The sequence below is a fragment of the Enterococcus viikkiensis genome (genome assembly GCF_005405345.1).
GTDB classification, from domain to species: Bacteria; Bacillota; Bacilli; order Lactobacillales; family Enterococcaceae; genus Enterococcus_A; species Enterococcus_A viikkiensis.
Genome location: NZ_BJDW01000003.1, coordinates 146987 through 166611, shown reverse-complemented (window position 1 = coordinate 166611; position 19625 = coordinate 146987). Strand labels below are relative to the sequence as shown.

General features: G+C 41.0%; 19 protein-coding genes and 1 pseudogene. 16 read left to right on the top strand and 4 right to left on the bottom strand.

Annotated elements, in window-relative coordinates; all coding sequences use genetic code 11:
* The first annotated feature begins 62 nt into the window (after window positions 1-62).
* The 3 genes from dnaB to FFM67_RS03270 all read left to right on the top strand — a co-directional run bounded on the left by dnaB (window position 63) and on the right by FFM67_RS03270 (window position 3931).
* Window positions 63-1424, top strand: a complete 1362-nt coding sequence (gene dnaB / locus FFM67_RS03280; protein WP_137613204.1) for a replicative DNA helicase — start codon at window positions 63-65, stop codon at window positions 1422-1424.
* A 270-nt stretch (window positions 1425-1694) separates the two neighbouring features.
* A complete protein-coding gene (locus tag FFM67_RS03275; RefSeq protein WP_137613203.1) occupies window positions 1695-2987 on the top strand; it encodes an adenylosuccinate synthase in 1293 nt (430 codons plus the stop codon).
* 77 nt (window positions 2988-3064) lie between these two features.
* On the top strand, window positions 3065-3931 hold the full coding sequence (locus tag FFM67_RS03270) for a DegV family protein (RefSeq protein ID WP_137613202.1): 867 nt from the start codon (window positions 3065-3067) through the stop codon (window positions 3929-3931).
* A gap of 26 nt (window positions 3932-3957) precedes the next feature.
* Here the strand turns inward: FFM67_RS03270 and FFM67_RS03265 are convergent, their stop codons facing one another.
* Entirely contained in the window at window positions 3958-4872 is a 915-nt protein-coding gene (locus FFM67_RS03265) for a LysR family transcriptional regulator (RefSeq protein WP_137613201.1), read from the bottom strand.
* A 362-nt stretch (window positions 4873-5234) separates the two neighbouring features.
* The gene (locus tag FFM67_RS03260) at window positions 5235-6854 is read right to left on the bottom strand and encodes an ABC-F family ATP-binding cassette domain-containing protein (protein ID WP_137613200.1); all 1620 of its coding nucleotides are present in this window, start codon (window positions 6852-6854) and stop codon (window positions 5235-5237) included.
* Between the two features lie 140 nt (window positions 6855-6994).
* Between FFM67_RS03260 and FFM67_RS03255 the strand changes: the two genes are divergently transcribed.
* Complete coding sequence (locus FFM67_RS03255) at window positions 6995-7372, top strand: PTS sugar transporter subunit IIA (RefSeq protein ID WP_137613199.1); 378 nt, start codon at window positions 6995-6997, stop codon at window positions 7370-7372.
* A 50-nt stretch (window positions 7373-7422) separates the two neighbouring features.
* On the opposite strand, the gene spxB is transcribed toward FFM67_RS03255, so the two are convergent.
* Window positions 7423-9144, bottom strand: a complete 1722-nt coding sequence (gene spxB / locus FFM67_RS03250; protein ID WP_137613198.1) for a pyruvate oxidase — start codon at window positions 9142-9144, stop codon at window positions 7423-7425.
* Between the two features lie 223 nt (window positions 9145-9367).
* On the opposite strand from spxB, the gene FFM67_RS03245 reads away from it, so the two are divergent.
* Window positions 9368-10186, top strand: coding sequence for a ZIP family metal transporter (locus tag FFM67_RS03245; RefSeq protein ID WP_137613197.1), 819 nt, complete (start codon window positions 9368-9370; stop codon window positions 10184-10186).
* Window positions 10187-10243: 57 nt separating this feature from the next.
* Here the strand turns inward: FFM67_RS03245 and FFM67_RS03240 are convergent, their stop codons facing one another.
* Window positions 10244-10441 carry a hypothetical protein gene (locus FFM67_RS03240; protein WP_137613196.1) on the bottom strand — a complete coding sequence of 66 codons (198 nt, stop codon included), beginning with the start codon at window positions 10439-10441 and terminating at the stop codon, window positions 10244-10246.
* Window positions 10442-10686: 245 nt separating this feature from the next.
* Here FFM67_RS03240 and FFM67_RS03235 point away from each other — a divergent pair, with 245 nt between their 5' ends.
* The 11 genes and pseudogenes from FFM67_RS03235 (at window position 10687) to FFM67_RS03185 (ending at window position 19477) form a co-directional block, all read left to right on the top strand.
* Window positions 10687-11259: a TMEM175 family protein gene (locus tag FFM67_RS03235; RefSeq protein ID WP_137613195.1), complete on the top strand. Its 573-nt coding sequence runs from the start codon at window positions 10687-10689 to the stop codon at window positions 11257-11259.
* Window positions 11260-11539: 280 nt separating this feature from the next.
* Window positions 11540-12217, top strand: coding sequence for an HAD family hydrolase (locus FFM67_RS03230; RefSeq protein ID WP_137613194.1), 678 nt, complete (start codon window positions 11540-11542; stop codon window positions 12215-12217).
* Window positions 12210-12617, top strand: coding sequence for a DUF4809 family protein (locus tag FFM67_RS03225; protein WP_137613193.1), 408 nt, complete (start codon window positions 12210-12212; stop codon window positions 12615-12617). The genes FFM67_RS03230 and FFM67_RS03225 overlap by 8 nt, the downstream gene beginning before the upstream one ends.
* A gap of 92 nt (window positions 12618-12709) precedes the next feature.
* Window positions 12710-13231: a putative periplasmic lipoprotein gene (locus FFM67_RS03220; RefSeq protein ID WP_137613192.1), complete on the top strand. Its 522-nt coding sequence runs from the start codon at window positions 12710-12712 to the stop codon at window positions 13229-13231.
* A gap of 97 nt (window positions 13232-13328) precedes the next feature.
* A pseudogene (locus FFM67_RS03215) lies at window positions 13329-13427 on the top strand (hypothetical protein); the annotation flags it as partial.
* 37 nt (window positions 13428-13464) lie between these two features.
* Window positions 13465-13653 carry an aldehyde dehydrogenase family protein gene (locus tag FFM67_RS03210; RefSeq protein ID WP_246042900.1) on the top strand — a complete coding sequence of 63 codons (189 nt, stop codon included), beginning with the start codon at window positions 13465-13467 and terminating at the stop codon, window positions 13651-13653.
* A gap of 495 nt (window positions 13654-14148) precedes the next feature.
* Window positions 14149-16224 carry a BglG family transcription antiterminator gene (locus FFM67_RS03205; RefSeq protein WP_137613191.1) on the top strand — a complete coding sequence of 692 codons (2076 nt, stop codon included), beginning with the start codon at window positions 14149-14151 and terminating at the stop codon, window positions 16222-16224.
* Window positions 16224-16697 carry a PTS sugar transporter subunit IIA gene (locus FFM67_RS03200; RefSeq protein WP_137613190.1) on the top strand — a complete coding sequence of 158 codons (474 nt, stop codon included), beginning with the start codon at window positions 16224-16226 and terminating at the stop codon, window positions 16695-16697. Before FFM67_RS03205 ends, FFM67_RS03200 begins: the two co-directional genes overlap by 1 nt.
* Window positions 16698-16757: 60 nt before the next feature.
* Window positions 16758-17045, top strand: coding sequence for a PTS sugar transporter subunit IIB (locus FFM67_RS03195; RefSeq protein ID WP_137613189.1), 288 nt, complete (start codon window positions 16758-16760; stop codon window positions 17043-17045).
* A 91-nt stretch (window positions 17046-17136) separates the two neighbouring features.
* On the top strand, window positions 17137-18405 hold the full coding sequence (locus FFM67_RS03190; RefSeq protein WP_137613188.1) for a PTS galactitol transporter subunit IIC: 1269 nt from the start codon (window positions 17137-17139) through the stop codon (window positions 18403-18405).
* Between the two features lie 13 nt (window positions 18406-18418).
* Window positions 18419-19477: a zinc-binding dehydrogenase gene (locus FFM67_RS03185; protein ID WP_137613187.1), complete on the top strand. Its 1059-nt coding sequence runs from the start codon at window positions 18419-18421 to the stop codon at window positions 19475-19477.
* Window positions 19478-19625 lie beyond the last annotated feature (148 nt).

Sequence of the window (19625 nt, the reverse complement as noted above, 5' to 3'; positions counted from 1 at the left end):
CTTTGTTGTATTTAGGCGTTAGATTCTGTAAAATAGATGGACGTAGAGGAGCGTAAACAAACATGAGCGAAATGTTACAAGATCGTGTGCCACCCCAAAGCATTGAAGCCGAACAAGCGACTTTAGGCTCTATTTTTTTGGAGACTGATGCTTTGATTACGGCCATGGAGTACATAGTTCCAGAAGATTTTTACCGTCGGGGCCATCAGCTGATTTTTCGTGGGATGATTCAGTTAAATGACCGCAATGAAGCCATTGATGTGATCACGGTCAAAGAATTATTGGAACAACAGAATCAATTAGAAGATGCCGGCGGATTAAGTTATCTATCCGAATTGGCTTTAAGTGTTCCTACCGCGGCTAATATCGGTTATTACGCGAAGATCGTGGAAGAGAAGTCACTGTTACGAAATCTGATTCAAACAGCTACGAACATCGTAACAGAAGGTTTCGAGCAAGGAGACGACGTTCAGACGATTTTAGATACTGCCGAGCGTAATATTATGGAAGTCTCCGAAAGACGCAATAAGAGCGGTTTTTTGACCATCAGTGAGGTCTTGAATACTGCGATTGAAAATATCGATCAATTAGCCCGCAACGATGAGGAAATCACTGGGTTGCCGACCGGTTATGCGGCACTTGATAAAATGACCGCAGGGCTGCAATCGGAAGAATTGATCATCCTAGCAGCTCGTCCAGCCGTAGGTAAGACGGCGTTTGCGTTAAATATTGCGCAAAATGTGGGGACTAAAACAGATAAATCTGTGGCAATCTTCAGTTTGGAAATGGGGGCGGAATCCCTTGTTAACCGGATGCTTTGTGCGGAAGGATCGATCGAGGCGAGTCATTTGCGAACCGGCCAACTTTCAGAAGAAGAATGGCAAAACTTGATCGTTGCGATGGGCAGCTTGTCACGAGCTAATATTTTTATTGATGACACACCGGGGATCAAGATTTCTGAGATTCGGGCAAAATGTCATAAATTAGCGAAAGAGAAGGGCAATTTAGGATTGATCCTGATCGATTATCTACAACTAATTGAAGGAACTGGTCGCGAGAATCGACAACAAGAGGTCTCGGAGATTTCACGTCAGTTGAAGAAATTAGCAAAAGAACTAAAAGTACCGATCATTGCGTTGTCACAGCTTTCTCGTGGTGTAGAGCAACGTCAGGACAAACGTCCGGTCCTAAGTGACATCCGGGAATCAGGGTCCATTGAGCAAGATGCTGACATCGTAGCCTTTTTGTATCGTGAGGATTATTACGAGCGTGAAGGTGAAGAAGAGGAAGATTCAGTTGCTAATCGAAATGTCATCGAAGTGATCATTGAGAAAAACCGGAGCGGTGCACGAGGAACGGTAGAATTACTCTTTATTAAGGAATACAATAAATTCTCGTCACTGTCACCAAGAGCAGAATTTTAAATGAAAATCTCCGCCAGTAAAAACTGGCGGAGATTTTTTTATCTTTACAGGAGTATAAAAGGGTCATTTTAGTGCTCAAAAGCTGAGAAAGCTCGCGCAGTCTCTCTTATATATTGAGTTCACCAGAGTTTTTCTAGGTTTTAAAAATAATGTTCGTGATTTACTCATTTTTTAGAATCATTCAATTCTAATATTCGAATTTTCATTGAAAGATTGCGGTATTCTTGTTACAATGGTTCAGGATTAAATAAAATAAAATGAGGTGTTCAGATGTCATCTGTAGTAGTTGTAGGGACGCAGTGGGGCGATGAAGGAAAAGGAAAGATCACAGACTTTTTAAGTGAGAATGCGGAAGTCATTGCTCGTTACCAAGGTGGAGACAATGCAGGTCATACAATCAAATTTGACAATGAAACATATAAATTACACTTGATTCCGTCTGGGATTTTCTATGCGGATAAAACCAGTGTCATTGGAAACGGTGTAGTCGTCAATCCGAAATCATTAGTGACAGAATTAGCTTATTTACATGAACGCGGGATCAAAACAGATAATTTACGTATTTCTGACCGTGCCCATGTTATTTTGCCATATCATATTAAATTGGATCAATTACAAGAAGATGCCAAAGGTGAAAATAAGATCGGTACAACGATCAAAGGGATCGGACCAGCTTATATGGATAAAGCAGCGCGTGTGGGCATTCGCATCGCGGACTTGCTAGATAAAGAAATTTTTGAAGAGCGGTTGAAGATTAACTTAGAAGAAAAAAATCGTCAATTCGTCAAGATGTTTGATGATGAAGCGATGAACTTCGACGATATTTTTGAAGAATATTATGAATACGGTCAACAGATCAAGCAATATGTGACGGATACTTCTGTCATTTTGAATGATGCACTGGACCAAGGTAAACGTGTCTTATTTGAAGGAGCACAAGGGGTTATGCTGGATATCGATCAGGGAACGTATCCTTTCGTGACCTCATCTAACCCAGTAGCCGGTGGTGTAACGATTGGTAGTGGGGTTGGACCAGCGAAGATTGATAAAGTGGTAGGCGTATGTAAAGCTTATACCTCGCGGGTCGGTGATGGACCGTTCCCAACAGAATTAAACGATGAAGTTGGAAATCAAATTCGTGAAGTTGGTCGTGAATATGGCACAACGACTGGACGTCCACGTCGGGTTGGTTGGTTTGATTCTGTAGTTATGCGTCATTCTAAACGCGTTTCAGGGATTACGAATCTATCGTTGAATTCGATTGATGTTTTAAGTGGACTGGAAACCGTTAAAATCTGTACTGCTTATGAATTAGACGGTGAATTGATTTATCATTACCCAGCAAGCTTGAAGGAATTGAATCGCTGCAAACCGGTTTATGAAGAATTGCCTGGCTGGAGTGAAGATATTACCGGTTGTCGTACGTTAGCGGACTTGCCGGAAAATGCTCGGAACTATGTGCGTCGGGTTTCTGAACTGGTTGGTGTTCGTATCTCAACTTTCTCAGTTGGGCCAGATCGGACACAAACGAATATTCTTGAGAGTGTCTGGGCACAAATCTAACATATTGTGAGACAAGCAACCGAATATCTAGTAAAATAGAATTACTATTATAAGCGGGTATTTGGAGGACTTTAAAAATGTATCAGATTCTAACGGATTCATGTTGTGACCTGCCATATACATTATTAGATGAAATCAAGGTTGATTTTATTTCGATGTATGTGGAAGTTAATGGGACAGAGATGGCCGATGATTTAGGTCGTAATTTTAAGATTGACGAGTTCTATCAAAAGATCAAAGATGGTGCGATGCCAACGACGTCACAAGTCAACGTAGGGCGTTATGTTGAATTTTTCCGCAGCTATGCAGAGAAAAAGATTCCTGTTTTATACATTTGTTTTTCCTCTGGGTTAAGTGGCTCTTACCACAGTGCGATGCAGGCAGTCGAAATATTGAAAGAGGATTTACCTGAGGCGGAAGTCTTGGTAGTGGATTCTTTGGCAGCCAGCGGCGGCGAAGGACTCATGGTCTATGAAGCGGCTCAAAAACAACAAGCAGGCATGTCGCTGCAAGAGTTGTATGAATGGCTGGAAGAGAATAAATTGACGTATCATCATTGGGTGACTGTGGATGATTTGCATCATTTACAACGAGGCGGCCGTATTTCTAAAACCAGCGCTGCGATTGGTGGCTTAATGAATATTAAGCCGATCATCACCGTTGATGTAGCGGGCAAGCTGCAAAATGTCGAAAAAATCAGAGGCCGCAAAAAGGCGTTGCAATTAGTTGCTGATAAAATCAGCGAGGCAACGACGGATCCAGCGAACCAAACGATTTTTATTACGACTAGCGCCGATCAAGTAGGGGCAGAAGAGGTTAAGCGTCACTTAGAAGAGAATATCCAACCAAAAGAGGTTCGGATCTTTCCGTTGGGGACAACGATTTCTAGTCACACCGGACTTGGCTGTATCGCAGTCTTTACTCGTGGTGAAAAACGCAACTAATAATAAAAAAAACGAAGAAATCCTAGTTAATGGATTTCTTCGTTTTTTTTATTGATGTCGTTTGTACTGAATTCACGGATCAATTCAATTAATTGTGCGCGAATAGTGGAATCTAATATTTGCTCTCGTTGAACCAATGAGATCATAAAGGTAGGCTGTGGGCTATCGGTGATAGGGATTGTCACTAGCTTATCTTCAGGCGAGACTGCCAGCTCTGCTAAAAAGCCAATTCCAATCTGTTCTCTGATCATGCCTTTTAAAATATTCAAATTGCTATTTTGATAAATAATTTGCGGTTCAAAATGTGCCTGCTGGGCCATTTTTTTGAAGGCGGTGGGATGGACGTAATGCTCATTCAGTAAAACAAAGGGCTCATCTTTGAGTTCAGCAAAAGAGATTTCTTTGCGGGTTGCCAATGGGTGCTGCGGGCTAACTACGATCATAAATTTTTTTTCGACGAGTAGTTCACTGGTTAATTCACCGTCACGAATTGGTTGAGTAGTGCCTAAAAGGGCCAAATCAATCTTACCGCGGCGTAAAAGATCGTAGAGGTCTCGTGAACCGCCATCGACTAAATGGATGTGGCTCATCAAATTATTTTTAAAAAGGTAGGAGGATAACTTTGGAAAATAGAAATTACCTATGATCGGTGGCAGACCAAAATCCAAGGTTTCTTCCTTCAAGCGATCGATTTCAGTAACAGCGATGGTTAATTCTTTCAAGATATTCGAAATATGGCGAGAAAGGACCAAACCAGATTGAGTAATCATCAATTGTTTATGAGATTGGTCACGGTAAACGAGTTCAGTTCCCAGCTCGTCTTCTAGCCGTTTTACGGCGTAGGTAATCGTTGGCTGACTGACTTGAAAGGCTTTCGCAACTTTCGTAAAATTTTTCTCGCGAACTAAGCGTTGGAAGTATTCTAAGTCTTTAAAGTTCATAATAATCTCCTTTTGTGAAATTAGATTATCATATAAATAAAATTTATGACAACTCTTTGTTTTGGCAATAGTCGCCTATGTTGGTCGTATTGGTACGCCGCCATCGTAGCGTGACATGGGCTCGTCTTACATGATGCCAGGAGGAAGAGCGCTCGTTTTGACTGAGATACGGTCATTGCTTTATTAGGTTGATTCGTCTGAATGGATGGCCTTGATCACGATTGGCAGCTTGTAGTGTACGTAATAGCTTCTCAACTCTTTAGTGAGTGATAACAGGTAAAAAGCCCAGGCGAAAATTTTCGCCTGGGCTTTTTACGAATAAGGCGTTCCAGTAGTAGCTTCTGTCAGGGCCTCTTTGTGTTTTAAACTAATTGTTTCAGTTGCTTTTGAACTTCTGGATTCTCCAAAAATTCATCATAAGTGGTTTCTGCACGATCCACCACGCCATGTTCTGAAACGGCGATGATGCGGTTGGCGATAGTTTGAATGAACTGATGGTCATGTGAGGCGAATAAAAGCGAACCTTTATAAGCGATCAAGCCATCGTTTAATGCTGAAATCGATTCTAGGTCTAAGTGATTGGTTGGATCATCTAGCACTAAGACGTTTGATTTAGACAGCATTAATTTCGATAGCATACAACGAACTTTTTCGCCACCGGATAAGACATTGACGGGCTTCATCACTTCATCACCTGAGAATAGCATCCGTCCTAAGAAGCTACGTAAGAAGGTGTTGTCATCTTCTTCCTTGCTAGCATATTGGCGTAGCCAATCAAGGATCGGCATAGAGCTGTCAAATTCTTTCGTCGTGTCTTTTGGCAAGTAAGCTTGAGTGGTGGTGACGCCCCAACGAATACTACCGCTGTCAGGCTGTAAATCGCCCATAATCACTTTGAACAAGGTCGTCGTAATCAAGTCATTTTCAGCAACGAAAGCGACTTTATCGTCACGGTTCAAGGTGAAGGAGATATTGTCTAAGATTTTTTTACCATCGATTGTTACGCTGACATTATCCACTTGTAGTAAATCATTGCCGATTTCTCGTTCTGGTTTAAATTGAACGAAAGGATAACGGCGAGAAGAAGGCTGGATGTCATCAAGTGTGATCTTGTCCAACATTTTCTTTCTTGAAGTTGCTTGTTTTGATTTAGACGCGTTGGCACTGAAACGTGCGATAAAGTCTTGCAGTTCTTTGATCTGTTCTTCTTTTTTCGCGTTTTGTTGTGACTGCAATTTGGTTGCTAACTGGCTTGATTCTAACCAAAAGTCATAGTTACCAACGTACAATTTGATTTTACCGAAGTCTAAATCCGCCATGTGGGTACACACTTTGTTTAAGAAGTGGCGGTCATGGGAGACAACGATAACGGTATTGTCAAAATTGATTAAGAATTCTTCTAACCAGTTGATAGATTGGATATCTAATCCATTGGTTGGTTCGTCTAGTAATAGGACATCGGGTTTGCCGAAAAGTGATTGCGCTAAAAGCACTTTGATTTTTTGTCCTGCCGTCAATTCACTCATTTTTTGCTGATGTAGATCTTCAGGGATGTTTAATCCTTGCAGTAAAACGGCGGCTTCCGGTTCCGCTTCCCAGCCATCTAGTTCGGCAAATTCGCCTTCTAATTCGGCTGCGCGAATCCCGTCTTCATCAGAAAAATCTTCCTTCATATAGACAGCGTCTTTTTCCTGCATCACTTGGTACAAGCGCTCGTGTCCCATAATAACCGTTTCAAGTACGGTGTATTCTTCAAAGTCAAAATGATTTTGTTTTAAAACAGCCATCCGTTCATTAGGTCCTAAGGTAATGGAACCGGTAGAAGGTTGGATATCACCTGCTAAAATTTTAAGGAAGGTCGATTTACCGGCGCCGTTAGCACCGATCAACCCGTAACAATTGCCGGGAGTGAATTTAATATTTACGTCATCAAATAATTTACGATCAGGGAATTGTAAACTAACGTCACTTACTGTAATCAATGAATTTCCTCGCTTTATCAGTATTGGCCCAAGGCCTCTTTGCATTATATCGGGGAACATCTGAAGTTTCAAGTCAACGGTTAAGAATTTACTTGCGATTTAAAATACGCTAAACTTAAGTCTCGAAGGGATGTGTCAGTATGATCGGGCTCATTATCGCGACTCACGACCATTTAGCGGATAGTCTGTTAAAGACGGCGGAAGCCATTTTGGGTGAGCAAAGCTGTGTCGAAACAATAAATATCGAGCCGGGAGCTACCGGACTTCAAGAAAAAATAACGGATTTAGCCAATGAAGTATTAACGAAGACGGACGAACTTGTTTGGCTCGTGGACATTTTTGGTGGGACACCTTTTCGCTATGCCAGTTATTGTGTCATGAATGATGCTCGGCAAGCGTTAGTCACAGGAGTGAATTTGCCAATGGTGCTGCAAGCATTGGTAAATCGTGAGTTAGCAGCTGACGAGCTGACAGAACAATTGGAAAAAGAAACCAAATTGACCATCAGAAGAATGTAAAAAAAAGTTGTGCCACTGGCACAACTTTTTTTATTTGATGAAGCTCGTAATTATTTTAATAGTTCACGCAAGGTTGGCATGTCATGGACTTTATATTTTTCTTTGAAGGCCTGGATTTGTTCAGCTGAGAATTTTTCAGGTTCCAATTCTAGCGCTTCGACTGGTAAAGGACGTTCGTCTTTGATCTTAATATCGATTACGACCGGACGTTTGCTTTCTTTTGCCGCAGTAAATGCAGGTTCAAGCTGACTGTATTCAGTGATGGTAAACCCATCAGCGCCCAAAGCTTCACCAACTTTACCAAAGTCCGCGCCTTCTAGGAAAACACCGAATTTTTGTTGTTCGGTATCTTCTTGTTCCGCTTCGATGAAACCAAAAGCGTTGTTAGAAAAGACTACGTTGATGATTGGTAAATTGTATTTTACTTGGGTGATGATATCTTGCATTTGCATAGCAAAGCCACCGTCACCACTGAAGGTAAAGACTTGTTTGTCTGGATAAGTCAATTGTGCAGCGATTCCGCCTGGTACACCATTCCCCATTGTTGCAAACCAACCTGAAGTGGTAAATTGTTGTTCGCCGTTCATTTCTAAATGACGGATCGAATTCACTGTTACATTACCGACATCACTAACATAGACAGCATCTTTTTCAGCGATGCGATTGATTTCTTTAAAGATCGGTTCCGCTCTTAATGGCGTAGAGTCATCGTTATAGAAGCTCTTACGCCAAGCGTGCCAGTTGCGGATATTTTCTTGGTTGGCTTTCAACCACGCATCTGCTGGACGTGCTTCACCAAGTTCTACCCACCGACGTAATGCAGTCGCTCCGTCACCTAAAACGGATTGGTCAACATTGTGGCGACGACCAAATTTTGTCGCATCGATATCAACTTGAATGAATTTTGCTTCCGGATTAAAGAAGTAACGACCAAATGGGAAGTCACTACCGACAAAGACAATCAAGTCTGCGTCAGCTAACGCTTCATTGGCTGGTTTGGTTGCGACACGGGCAGCAAAACCTAAGAAATTTTCATAGAGATCAGGAATGATCCCTTTGGCAAGTACGGCTGCTGCAACAGGCATTGAGAAATGCTCTGCGAAAGCTTTCACCGCATCAAAACCGCCACGGACACCTTGACCAACGTAAAGAACGGGTTTTTTTGCTGCTGCAATTAAAGGAAGTGCGGCTTTAAGATCTTCTTCGTCAGGTAGGATGACGCCGGTTTTATGATTTTTCGCGGTTGCGATTTCCACTTCTTCGATCTCTTCAAAACCAAGGTCAACGGGAATCGTTACGACTGCGACACCCTTTTGTTGATAAGCCGCTTTGATGGCTTCATCAATGACGTGAGGCAGACTTTCGGGAGTCATAACGGTCCGATTGTAGACACTGACATCTGCAAACATCGGATTTTCGTTTAATTCTTGGAAAGAGTTGTAGTTCATAGCAGTTGTAGCAACTTGACCTAATAACGCCAAAACAGGAACATTGTCCATTTGTGCGTCATAAAGACCATTGATTAAGTGGCTGGCACCAGGACCAGCAGAACCGAAGACGGCACCGACTTTACCAGTTAGTTTTGCATCTGCTGCTGCAGCTAAAGCGCCGGCTTCTTCGTGGCGTACTTGAATATATTTTACAGATTCGCGTTCATGATATAGCGCATCCATTGTTGAATTGAATGAGCCACCGGGAATTCCATAGATATGATCGATTCCCCAAGCTTCAAAAACATTGACCATTGCAACGCCTGCATTAATTTTTGACATCTTCTTCACTCACTTTCTTTTTGTAAGCTTCTTACCCTGAAAGTATACCGCGTCTAAAAAAAACCGGCAAAGAAAGTGTCTTTTGAAAGTATACGGGCATGCCTAAGACATGATATTATTATGACAAACATTAAAAATTAGCGATAACTACTGAGACAATTCTTTGGCTAGACGTTACTTTTACGAAGTCTGTTACATAAATAAAAATTTATCGGAGGTTTCTATGACGGATTGGCTAATAAGCCTCGCTGCCTGGCAGCAAGCTTTAGTTGGAACACTATTTACTTGGGGGATGACCGCCTTAGGTGCGGCAATGGTTTTCTTCTTCAAAAATATCAACCGCAATGTATTGAATCTCATGCTGGGCTTCGCTTCGGGGGTTATGATCGCTGCAAGCTTTTGGTCCTTATTAGATCCAGCGATCGTTGCGGCGGAGGAAAATGGTTCGATTCCGTGGTTAGTGGTTAGTATCGGTTTTGGTTCAGGTGGTTTGTTTCTGTATATCGCCGACAAGCTGATTCCCCACATGCACTTTGGCCCAAATAAGGAACGGGAAGGCTTGCCTAGCCATTTAAAACGGACAATTTTGTTAGTCTTTTCCATCACCTTGCATAATATACCGGAAGGGTTAGCGGTAGGGGTAGCCTTCGGTGCCGCTAGTGAAGCCGCCAATCCTGCTGTTGCGGTATTAGCGGCAATCTCGGTCTCTCTGGGAATCGGTATCCAAAATTTTCCGGAAGGTGCGGCCGTTTCGATCCCCTTAAGACAAGAAGGATTGAGTCGGACAAAATCGTTTGTGTATGGTCAAGCATCGGGAATCGTTGAGCCTATTGCGGCCGTTATTGGGGCCTTGTTAGTTACTAGTGTTCAGCCGATCTTGCCTTACGCACTGTCATTTGCTGCAGGAGCGATGATCTATGTCGTTGTCGAAGAATTAATTCCAGAGGCTCAGGCGACAACAGACAGCAAGCATCATTTTGGCGTTTTTGGCGCGATGTTGGGTTTTATTATTATGATGATTTTAGACGTTGCCCTAGGGTAGCAAAAAAAGAGGCCCTTTCGTTGCTAGAAAGGACCTCCTTTTTGTATCAACTTTTAATTAGTAGGTTCTGCGATCCCGACGTTTGGTCAACCAGTTGACTAGAACATATGCGATCGCCAATGGAATCGCGATTTTAAAGAATAAACCGATCAAGCTGGAAATAACTGGAACAACAATACTCAAAATCAAACTAGCAACTAGGAAAAAGCCGATAACAGCTAAAATACGCACAACCATAGGATATTCTTTCATCATTTTTAATTCCTTCTTTCTACTGTTTTATCATAAACTTAGTGTAGCAAAAAAAAATTTGACTTTCGTCCAACTTAAGACGTATTTGTGGCTAAACTTTTACTTGGTTTATTTTAGGATTAATGAGAGCTAACTGAATATGGTGGCGTTATTCTTGATATTTTGGTCTTTTTTTTGTTTAATAGAAAAGATAACGGAAAACTTATTTTTTATTAGTAATAAATGCAGCGAGTTAGGGGTCAGAAAAAATGCCAAAGTCACGAATTGAAGCTTTTACCGATGCAGTCATTGCAATTATTATGACACTGCTAGTGTTAGAATTACATGAACCGAATTCACCTAATTGGTCTGCTTTCTTGGATATGCACCATAAATTTATCGTCTATTTGATTAGTTTTGTTAGTCTAGCGATTTACTGGAACAATCATCACCATCTTTTTCAGTTGGTACGAAAGGTTGATGGTTGGGTGCTGTGGTCGAATAACCTTTTGATTTTAATGATGACGATGTTTCCTTTTGTGACCGCTTGGGTCGGGGATTATCCATTCGAGTGGGCGCCTCAAGCGTTGTATGGAATAGTCACCTTGGGAACGGATGTCGCCTATTATTTATTAGTGCGGGCGCTGGTACGAGCGAATGGTGAAGATTCAAAGATCGGCCAGTTGTTCAAACATTATCCCAAATCGTATTTATCAATTGGATTAGCGCTCTTAGCGTTACTTTTAGGAAAATTGATCGCACCGATCATGGTCTTGGTTGTGAATGTACTGATCCTATTAATGTGGTTCATCCCAGAAAAAGCTATCGAAAAAAGCCTTTAGTCTGCACACGTTGCAGACTTTTTTTTCAGTTCTGCTTTAGGAGATTAGTAGAATGGGAGGCGTACGAGATACTTTTGAATTTTTACGTTAGAAAAATCGTATGCGAAATGAGAATAGAATCATTTTATTGTTTTGAAAAAATTGACTCCTTGAATTGAATCAGTCTCCTTTACATTTTTCAGTGGAAAGGAGTTTTCTTTTAGGCCGACCACTAAAAAAGGCTACATTGGCGTTTAATTGTGTGATAGAGTTTAAGCAAAGGTTTTGATGGAGGGTATTTATGTTAGAAGCAATTATTTTTGATATGGATGGCGTGTTAGTTGATTCAGAATACACCTATTTTCAAAGTAAATCAGCGATTTTAGCGGAAGCGGGGCATCCAGTTGAGGAGAGCTACCATTTTCAATTTATGGGTACCACGAGTGACTATATGTGGGCACAAATGAAGCAGGACTTCGATTTGCCGTTATCGGTACCAGAATATGTGGCTGAAATGACCGCTCGGCGTAGGGCAATGATTGAGCGTGATGGAGTCAGGGTGATTCCTCATGTTCAAAGTTTTGTCAAAAGACTGCATGCGTCTGGCTTAAAGCTAGCAGTAGCTTCTTCGTCTTCATTAGCGGAGATTAAAGAAAATTTGCGAGAAATTGGTTTAGCGGATTATTTTTCAGAAGTGGTCAGTACCGAGGAGGTCAAACACTCAAAACCAGCTCCGGATGTTTATTTAGCAGCGGCAGAGCGAATTGGGGTTGATCCTAACAACTGTCTGGGGATCGAGGATACAAAAAACGGTACCGGCGCGGTACGCAATGCGGGGATGGTCTGTATGGGTTTCGCCAATCCAGCGTTTCCTAAACAAGACTTAGCTTTTGCGGATGTTGTTGTAACGTCATTTGTTGATTTGGATCAGCTAAAATTAAACGAGATTTATCAAAAGGTGCGTGAAATAGATGCTTAAAGCAGTGATTACGAGTAAAGCATTTTTAATTGAAGGTGGCTGTAATGCTTGTGGCTTGCAAAATATGGAGACTTTGACTATTCATTTCGAAGATCATCGGTCTGCGTTGTTAGATCATGTTGATGTTCCCTCGCTTGTTCAAGTATTGGCTCAGAAAAATGGTTGGCGAGAGACGGCAATTCCAGTTGGAATCGGGGAAGAAGAGCTTGTTTTGCAAAAGGGAACGGCTGTGGTTAAGCCGCACTATTTAGGTGATCAAATTATTTATCAAGCAGGGACTGAGCGAATTCAAACAAAGCAAAGATTTGAAGCTGACGAAGAATTGTTTGATCAAGTCAATCAGATTTTAGTTCAGCTTTTTAAAACAGAACCTTATGAAATAAAATTAGCGGCAGAGTAAATCCTAGAAAATTTAGGATTTTTTTATTTTATGTTCATTTTGAGGAGTCAATTCCTTGTTATGATGAAGGAATAAACGAATGAGGAGAAACAATGAAACGAAGACTATTGATCGGATTGGGAATGGTTTTTTTGACAGGCTGTTCCGCTGTAAAAGAGCCAGACGCAATCACCGTGACTTCCAATGATCCGGTGGAGGTTCGCAAAATCATTGCAGAGGATCAGACAGAATCAGCGAAAGATAACTACTCAAATCGGACCTATGCAGAAGAAAATCAAGTCAAGTTTGACCCTCAGCAGGATTTAACCACGTTATTGCTGAGTTATTCTTGGAATGATGATTCTTATATTTTTACCTTTAAACCAGGTTCAAAAATTAGAACCACTATGTTTCGTGGCTCAAAAGAGCAGCGCTGGGATACAGAAAACTTTGCGGACTATCAAGTCATTGATGACACGACAGTCAAATACCACATCAGTGGGAATTTTAGAGCAAATGTGGTTAATGATTATACACTCACAGTCAAACGATTGGCTGAGGGTCTTCAGCTAGAGGATGCAACGGTCAATCCGCCATATCGAATGGAGCTGCGGCCGGTTAAAAGATTGGATTAAAAAATAGCTTATCAGACTACCCTGAGGCATTCATTGCTTTGGGGTATTTTTTTTGAACTTGTAAATTAGTGTATTTTTTTTACGGAGGTAAAAAAAAGAGGTTGGCGTTCCGTCTGTCTTGTATTCACGGTTCTTAAATGGTGTTCTCCGAGTGATTGTCGCGTGGCTAGCAAGTTTCAGAATACGGCTTATCTAGTACATTGTTCACGAAGGATTTGGACAAAGGAAGAACAGTGGCTAATCGGATCGAGGCGGGGATGTGTCATATCAACGGCTTGACCGTGGATGATCAACCCAACGCACCTTTTGGTGGAGAAAAAAATTCTGGGATCGGACGCTTCAATGGAAAGTGGGTCTTAGAAGAATTTACTCGAGTGCAATGGGTGACGACGAAATCAGGAAAAGGCCAGTATCCATTTTAAAGAGTGTAAAAACGAAGGGGACGAAAGAACGAGCTATGTGTTCTTTCGTGCTTTTTTTTACCTTGAAAGAAAGTATAAAATTTTCACATGAATAAATTGCTTTACAGCAGGCATATCCATGTCGACTTCACGAACTAGCGTGGTTCTATTGCTCAAAAGTTGAGCGAGTTCGCGAAAGACTTTCTTATGTAATAGCCACGATTGCTAAAAAACGGGTAAAGTCTTGCTTACATAAAGAACAGACAAATAATGAGACTCTTGTTAAAAAGGATAGAAAATTAAAGTCCCAAGTTGCATAATAAGTAGTGAAAAATCAGAACATAAAGTCGGTTTGTGGTTGATATATAGTTGATTTATGATTCTTTTTATTATTTTTTACTAAAAAGAGTATTTGTAAGTCCCAAGTTGCATAAAAAACACTGAATTATTTGGGAACAAAGAGACTATCAATGTAAGCGTTTTTCATTTAAATTAAGGATGTAAAGAGGGATGACAATGAATTTAGAAGAACGAACCAATCAAATTTTTGTTGAGCTAATCAACAACCCCCAGATTACTAGTAAGCTGTTATGTAAGAAATTTGATTTAACACGAGGCCAATTAAATTACGCCTTGAAGAAAATCAATGATTCATTGTTGGATGAGAAGCTGAGTGAGATTAAACGAACGAAAAATGGTCATTTTGTCATTACGAGTGACATTCTTTCGATTTATAAGGGTGGTGATGAAGCGCTAGGAGAGACGACCGAGGATTATGTCTTTTCAAGTAAAGAACGCGTGGCTTTGATTCAACTAATGTTACTGAGTAAAGAAGATTATCTATCGTTGAATCATTTTATTGATAAATTGAAAGTTAGTCGCAACACGGTCTTGCGAGATTTAAAAGAAGTAACGCAAACACTTCAATCCTATGAGCTGGATTTAAAGTACACCCGTCAGAAGGGGTATTTCATTCGTGGAGATGAGTGGAATAAACGCAATCTACTGTCGGATTTATTGAACAACTTAGCGACGACCTATAATGGAATTCAGATGATTATTCAGTTTGCCAACATAGACGTCCAGCAGATTCAGAGTTTTAACAAACGGGTAGAACTGGTTGAGGAAGAACTGGAGGTTCAGTTTACAGATGAACGCTTAAGGACACTGCCCTTGTTGATTATTCTAATGATTCGACGGGCACAGCGAGGAAAGTTGATTTCTTACAGCTTTAAGATCAATTATCGCGAACTAACCGACACGAAGGAATATTTGGCAGCGGATCGCGTGATTTGGGATGTCGATGGCTTAAGTGAAAATGAGCGAGTCTACTTAACAATGCTGTTGCTGACAACGAACTTGTCGCGAGGCGATATCCTTTCCGTTAAAGAAATCAATAAAATGAAGGAAGCACTGGAAGACGTCATTGCTAATTTTGAAAAAATCGCCGGTGTAAGTTTGGAAGACAAAGAAAAACTGTTAGATCGTCTGCTGGTTCATATGCGGCCGGCCTACTATCGGATCAAGTATCATTTGAATCTACAAACGAAGTTTTATCAGGAGAACAAAGATGCCAATCTTTTTTCACTCTTTTATCTAGTGAAAGAAGCTAGTGGTCCATTGGAACGATTTTTTGAGCAACCGATTCCGGATACCGAATTGTTTTTCATTTCTTTGTTTATTGGTAGTCATATCGTAGAAAGCAGTGAGATTATTCATCCGGAAAATCGTAAACGGGCAATTATCGTGTGTCCGAATGGTATCTCAATTGCGGTCTTGCTGGAGAATACGTTGAAAAATCTATTGCCGGAAATTGATTTTGTCGCAACCATGTCAGCGCGGGAATTTTATCGTACAGAGCATGAAACGGAATTTATTTTTTCGGCAGTACCACTAAAGACAGAGAAAAAAGTCTTTGTCGTTAATAACTTCTTATCTGAGCAAGAAAAGCGCCAATTAAGAGAGCGGGTCCTGCGTTCTACCGCAATTGTCCAATCCGAGATTGTGACGCCAGAAAAGATTTTAGCGGTGGTAAAGAAGCATGCTGAGATTATTGATGAAGCAAGTTTTTACGAAGAACTATTGAATTTATTCGCACCGAAAGAGTCGAAAATTTTAGAAAAGAAACGGCCGCATTTGATTGACCTGTTAAAAGGAGAAACAATTCAAATTTTTGAAGAGGCCATCAGCTGGAGCGACGTCTTAGATGCGTTGGCTAAACCATTGGAACGCCAGCAAATCATTACAGAGGATTATATCCAAGCACTGAAAAAAGAAATGCCGACATTGCCGCCATATACGGTTTTAAGAAATAAAATTGCCTTGCCTCATACGGTATCAGAAGCGGGAGCAATCGGTGTCGGAATCAGTTTAGGCATTGTAAAAAAAGGTATACCAACTGAAGATGGTGGAAAAATTCATACGGTCATCTTGCTAGGTTCGAATGATAAAGAGGAACATTTAGATTTGATTTTTGAAATGATGAGCCTGGCAGGGGAAGACCAGTTGGTAGCTATGGAAGAAGCAAAAACAAAAGAAGATATTCGTAAAGCGTTGGAAATATTCAACGATGACTATTGGAGGGCAAAATGATGGGAGAAGCGACACTAAGTTCGTATGTAAAGGCGCCGTTGGTTTTCACACAAGAAAATTTTTCTTCCCGAGACGAGCTATTTGAGCAGATTGCTGCCAAAGCTTCCGATCTTGGTTGGGTGAGGGAAGACTTTTTAGAACGAATTAAAAAACGAGAAGAGACTTTTCCAACCGGAATTCAATTAGTAAATTTTGGGGCGGCGATTCCCCATACAGATGCTGAGTGCATCTTAGAAGAATTCGTAGCAGTGATTACCTTGCAAGATCCAGTGAGTTTTTACAGCATGGAAGATAATAATCAACAAGTCAAAGCACAGATTGTCTTTGTCTTAGGACTAAACCAACCCCATGCGCAACTGGAGATGCTGCAATCTTTGATGGGACTCTTACAAAATGAAGCCGTTTTATCAGAGCTTTTATTAGCAACAACGGAAAATGAATTAATCACGATCATCGAAAAAAATCAGTTATAGAAATCAGCTTTTTAGCTGGAAGAAAATAAATATATTAAAAAGAAAAAGGGGATAGTTATCATGAAAAAAATTCGCGTATTAGTAGCTTGTGGAGCAGGAATCGCAACATCAACAGTCGTAATGAAAAAAGTCGAGGATTTATTTGCTAGAAATCAAATGCCAGTAGAAATTACGCAAATTAAAATTTCTGAAGCGGCTTCGAAACAAGATGACGCGGATATGTTGATTTCAACAACAATGCTACCAACGGAATACAAGATTCCAGCGATTAAAGCAATGGCATTTTTAACTGGAATCGGAGCGGATAAAGTGGAAGCACAAATTATTGAAGCCGCAAAAGCTATTTAATAAATGAGCAGTTTCCCACGTCTAACGTGGGAAATTGCACCGTTAAAACAGGGGTTTAAAAAATTAATTTATAGCATAGGAGGAAATATGTATGGATGGTTTAATGGATGTGGTACAGAGTATTTTAGGTGCCGGACCCAGTGTTATGTTGCCGATCATTATCTTTATCGTTGGTCTTATTTTTAGAGTGCCAATTAAAAAAGCAATTATTTCAGGGATAACAGTAGGTATCGGGATGATCGGGATTAACCTGGTCATTACGGTCTTGACTACAAACGTTGGTCCTGCAGCGCAAGCGATGGTTGAACGATTCGGATTGAATCTAACGATCATTGATGCTGGCTGGCCAGCAGTCTCAGCCGGGACTTGGGCGCAACCAATCGCGGCTGTGATGATTCCAGTGATTTTAATCGTGAATTTAATTATGTTGGCGCTAAACCGGACCAAAACATTAAATATCGATATCTGGAACTACTGGCATGTTAGTTCTGTAGCAGCAACTGGTTATATTGTAACAAAAAGTTTTTTCTTTGGCATCTTGTGTGGGATTTTGTTTACGATTATTATCCAAATTATCGCTGACAAAACCGCTCCAAAAGTTCAAGAATATTATGGCTTAGAAGGAATTAGTATCACAACCGGATCGGCGCAAGGATACGCTGTTCTAGCGTTACCAGTAGGTTGGTTGGTAGATAAAATTCCTGGAATTAATAAATTAGATGTAAAACCAGAAACGATTCAAAAACGTTTTGGTATTTTTGGCGAGCCAATGATCATGGGGATTATCATCGGGATGTTCTTAGGCTTGTTAGGTGGCTACGATTTGATTGGGATTTTACAAATCGGAATGAACATGGGTGGTGTGATGTTCTTGATGCCACGGATGGTTAAAATCTTGATGGAAGGCTTAATTCCAATTCAAGAGGGAGCACAAAAACTACTACAAAGCCGTTACGGCGATCGCGAAATCTATCTAGGAATGGATGCCGCGTTAGCAACAGGGTCTCCTGCGGCGTTATCAACCGGTCTTTTGATGGTACCGATCACTTTATTCTTAGCGGTTATTTTACCAGGAAACCGTGTCTTGCCTTTTGGTGACTTAGCAACGATCCCATTCTTCGCAGCGTTGGTGGTACCAAGTCGTAAGGGAAATATTTTGCACTCAGTTATTTCATTGACTGTCGTTATGGCTGCGGCGTTATTGATGGCAACAAACTTTGCACCAGTTATTACGGAAATGGCTCAAGGAATCGTCAAATTCCCAGATGGTGCCGCTGAAATCACTAACTTAGATACCGGCGGAAACTTCTTAAAATGGATCTTCTTGAAATTCTCAGAATTAGTAGCACAAGTAATGTAGGGGGCTTATTGAAATGAGTAAAATGATGAAGGGCGTCTCGAAGCAAGCGCCCGGTTATGACCAAATGGCATTTATCGACTTACCAGTACCAGAGGCAGTAGACGACAAAGTATTAATCAAAGTAGCGTACACTGGGATCTGTGGATCAGACATCCATACGTTTAAAGGGGAATACAAAAATCCAACGACGCCGGTTGTACTAGGCCATGAATTTTCTGGTGAAGTCGTTGACGTTGGCGAAAAGGTCACAAAAGTCAAAGTAGGCGATCGGGTAACTAGCGAAACAACTTTTTATGTCTGTGGAAAATGTGATTACTGCAAAGAAAAACAATACAATTTATGTCCTTATCGTAAAGGAATCGGTACACAGCAAAATGGTAGTATGGCAAATTACGTCTTGGCTCGTGAAGAAAGTATTCATATTTTACCGGATCATCTAAGTTTTGAAGGGGCAGCGATGAGTGAACCGTTGGCTTGCTGTGTCCATGCAATGTATCAGAAGAGTCACTTGGAATTACGGGATACGATCATTATTATGGGACCTGGACCAATCGGCTTGTTCTTACTGCAAATCGCTAAGGAAATCGGCGCTTTCGTTATTATGACTGGGATCACAAAAGATGCCCATCGTTTGGAATTGGCGAAGAAACTCGGTGCGGATATTATTGTGGATACAATGAAAGAAGATTTAGCGGCGGTGGTCAACGAAGTAACCGATGGCTATGGCGTTGATAAAGTGTATGATGCCTCGGGTGCCGTGCCGGCAGTGAATGCCAGCTTGCCGTTGATTCGGAAGCAAGGGCAATTCGTACAAGTCGGACTTTTTGCTAACAAAATGGTGGATCTTGACACGGAATCGATCATTCAACGTGAGATTCAATACATTGGTAGCCGCTCACAAAATCCGTACGATTGGCCGATTGCGATTCATTTACTGGCTAAAGGTGCGATTAATATCGATGAGATGATTACCAAAAAATATCCGTTGGAAGAATGGCGGACAGCATTTGATAAAGTGATGGAAGGCAACGAGATCAAAGTCATGATTGAGTCGAATCCAGGAGAATTTTAAAAAAATAAGAGAAGCAGATCAACTTAAACAGTGATCTGCTTTTTTTGTTGCACGTATCGACCAATAAATAAAAAATCTATTTAAACGATTAAAAAAATAAAAAAAGGTACGCATTTGTCCAGAAACTTTCGTTAATAGTAGTGAAGAG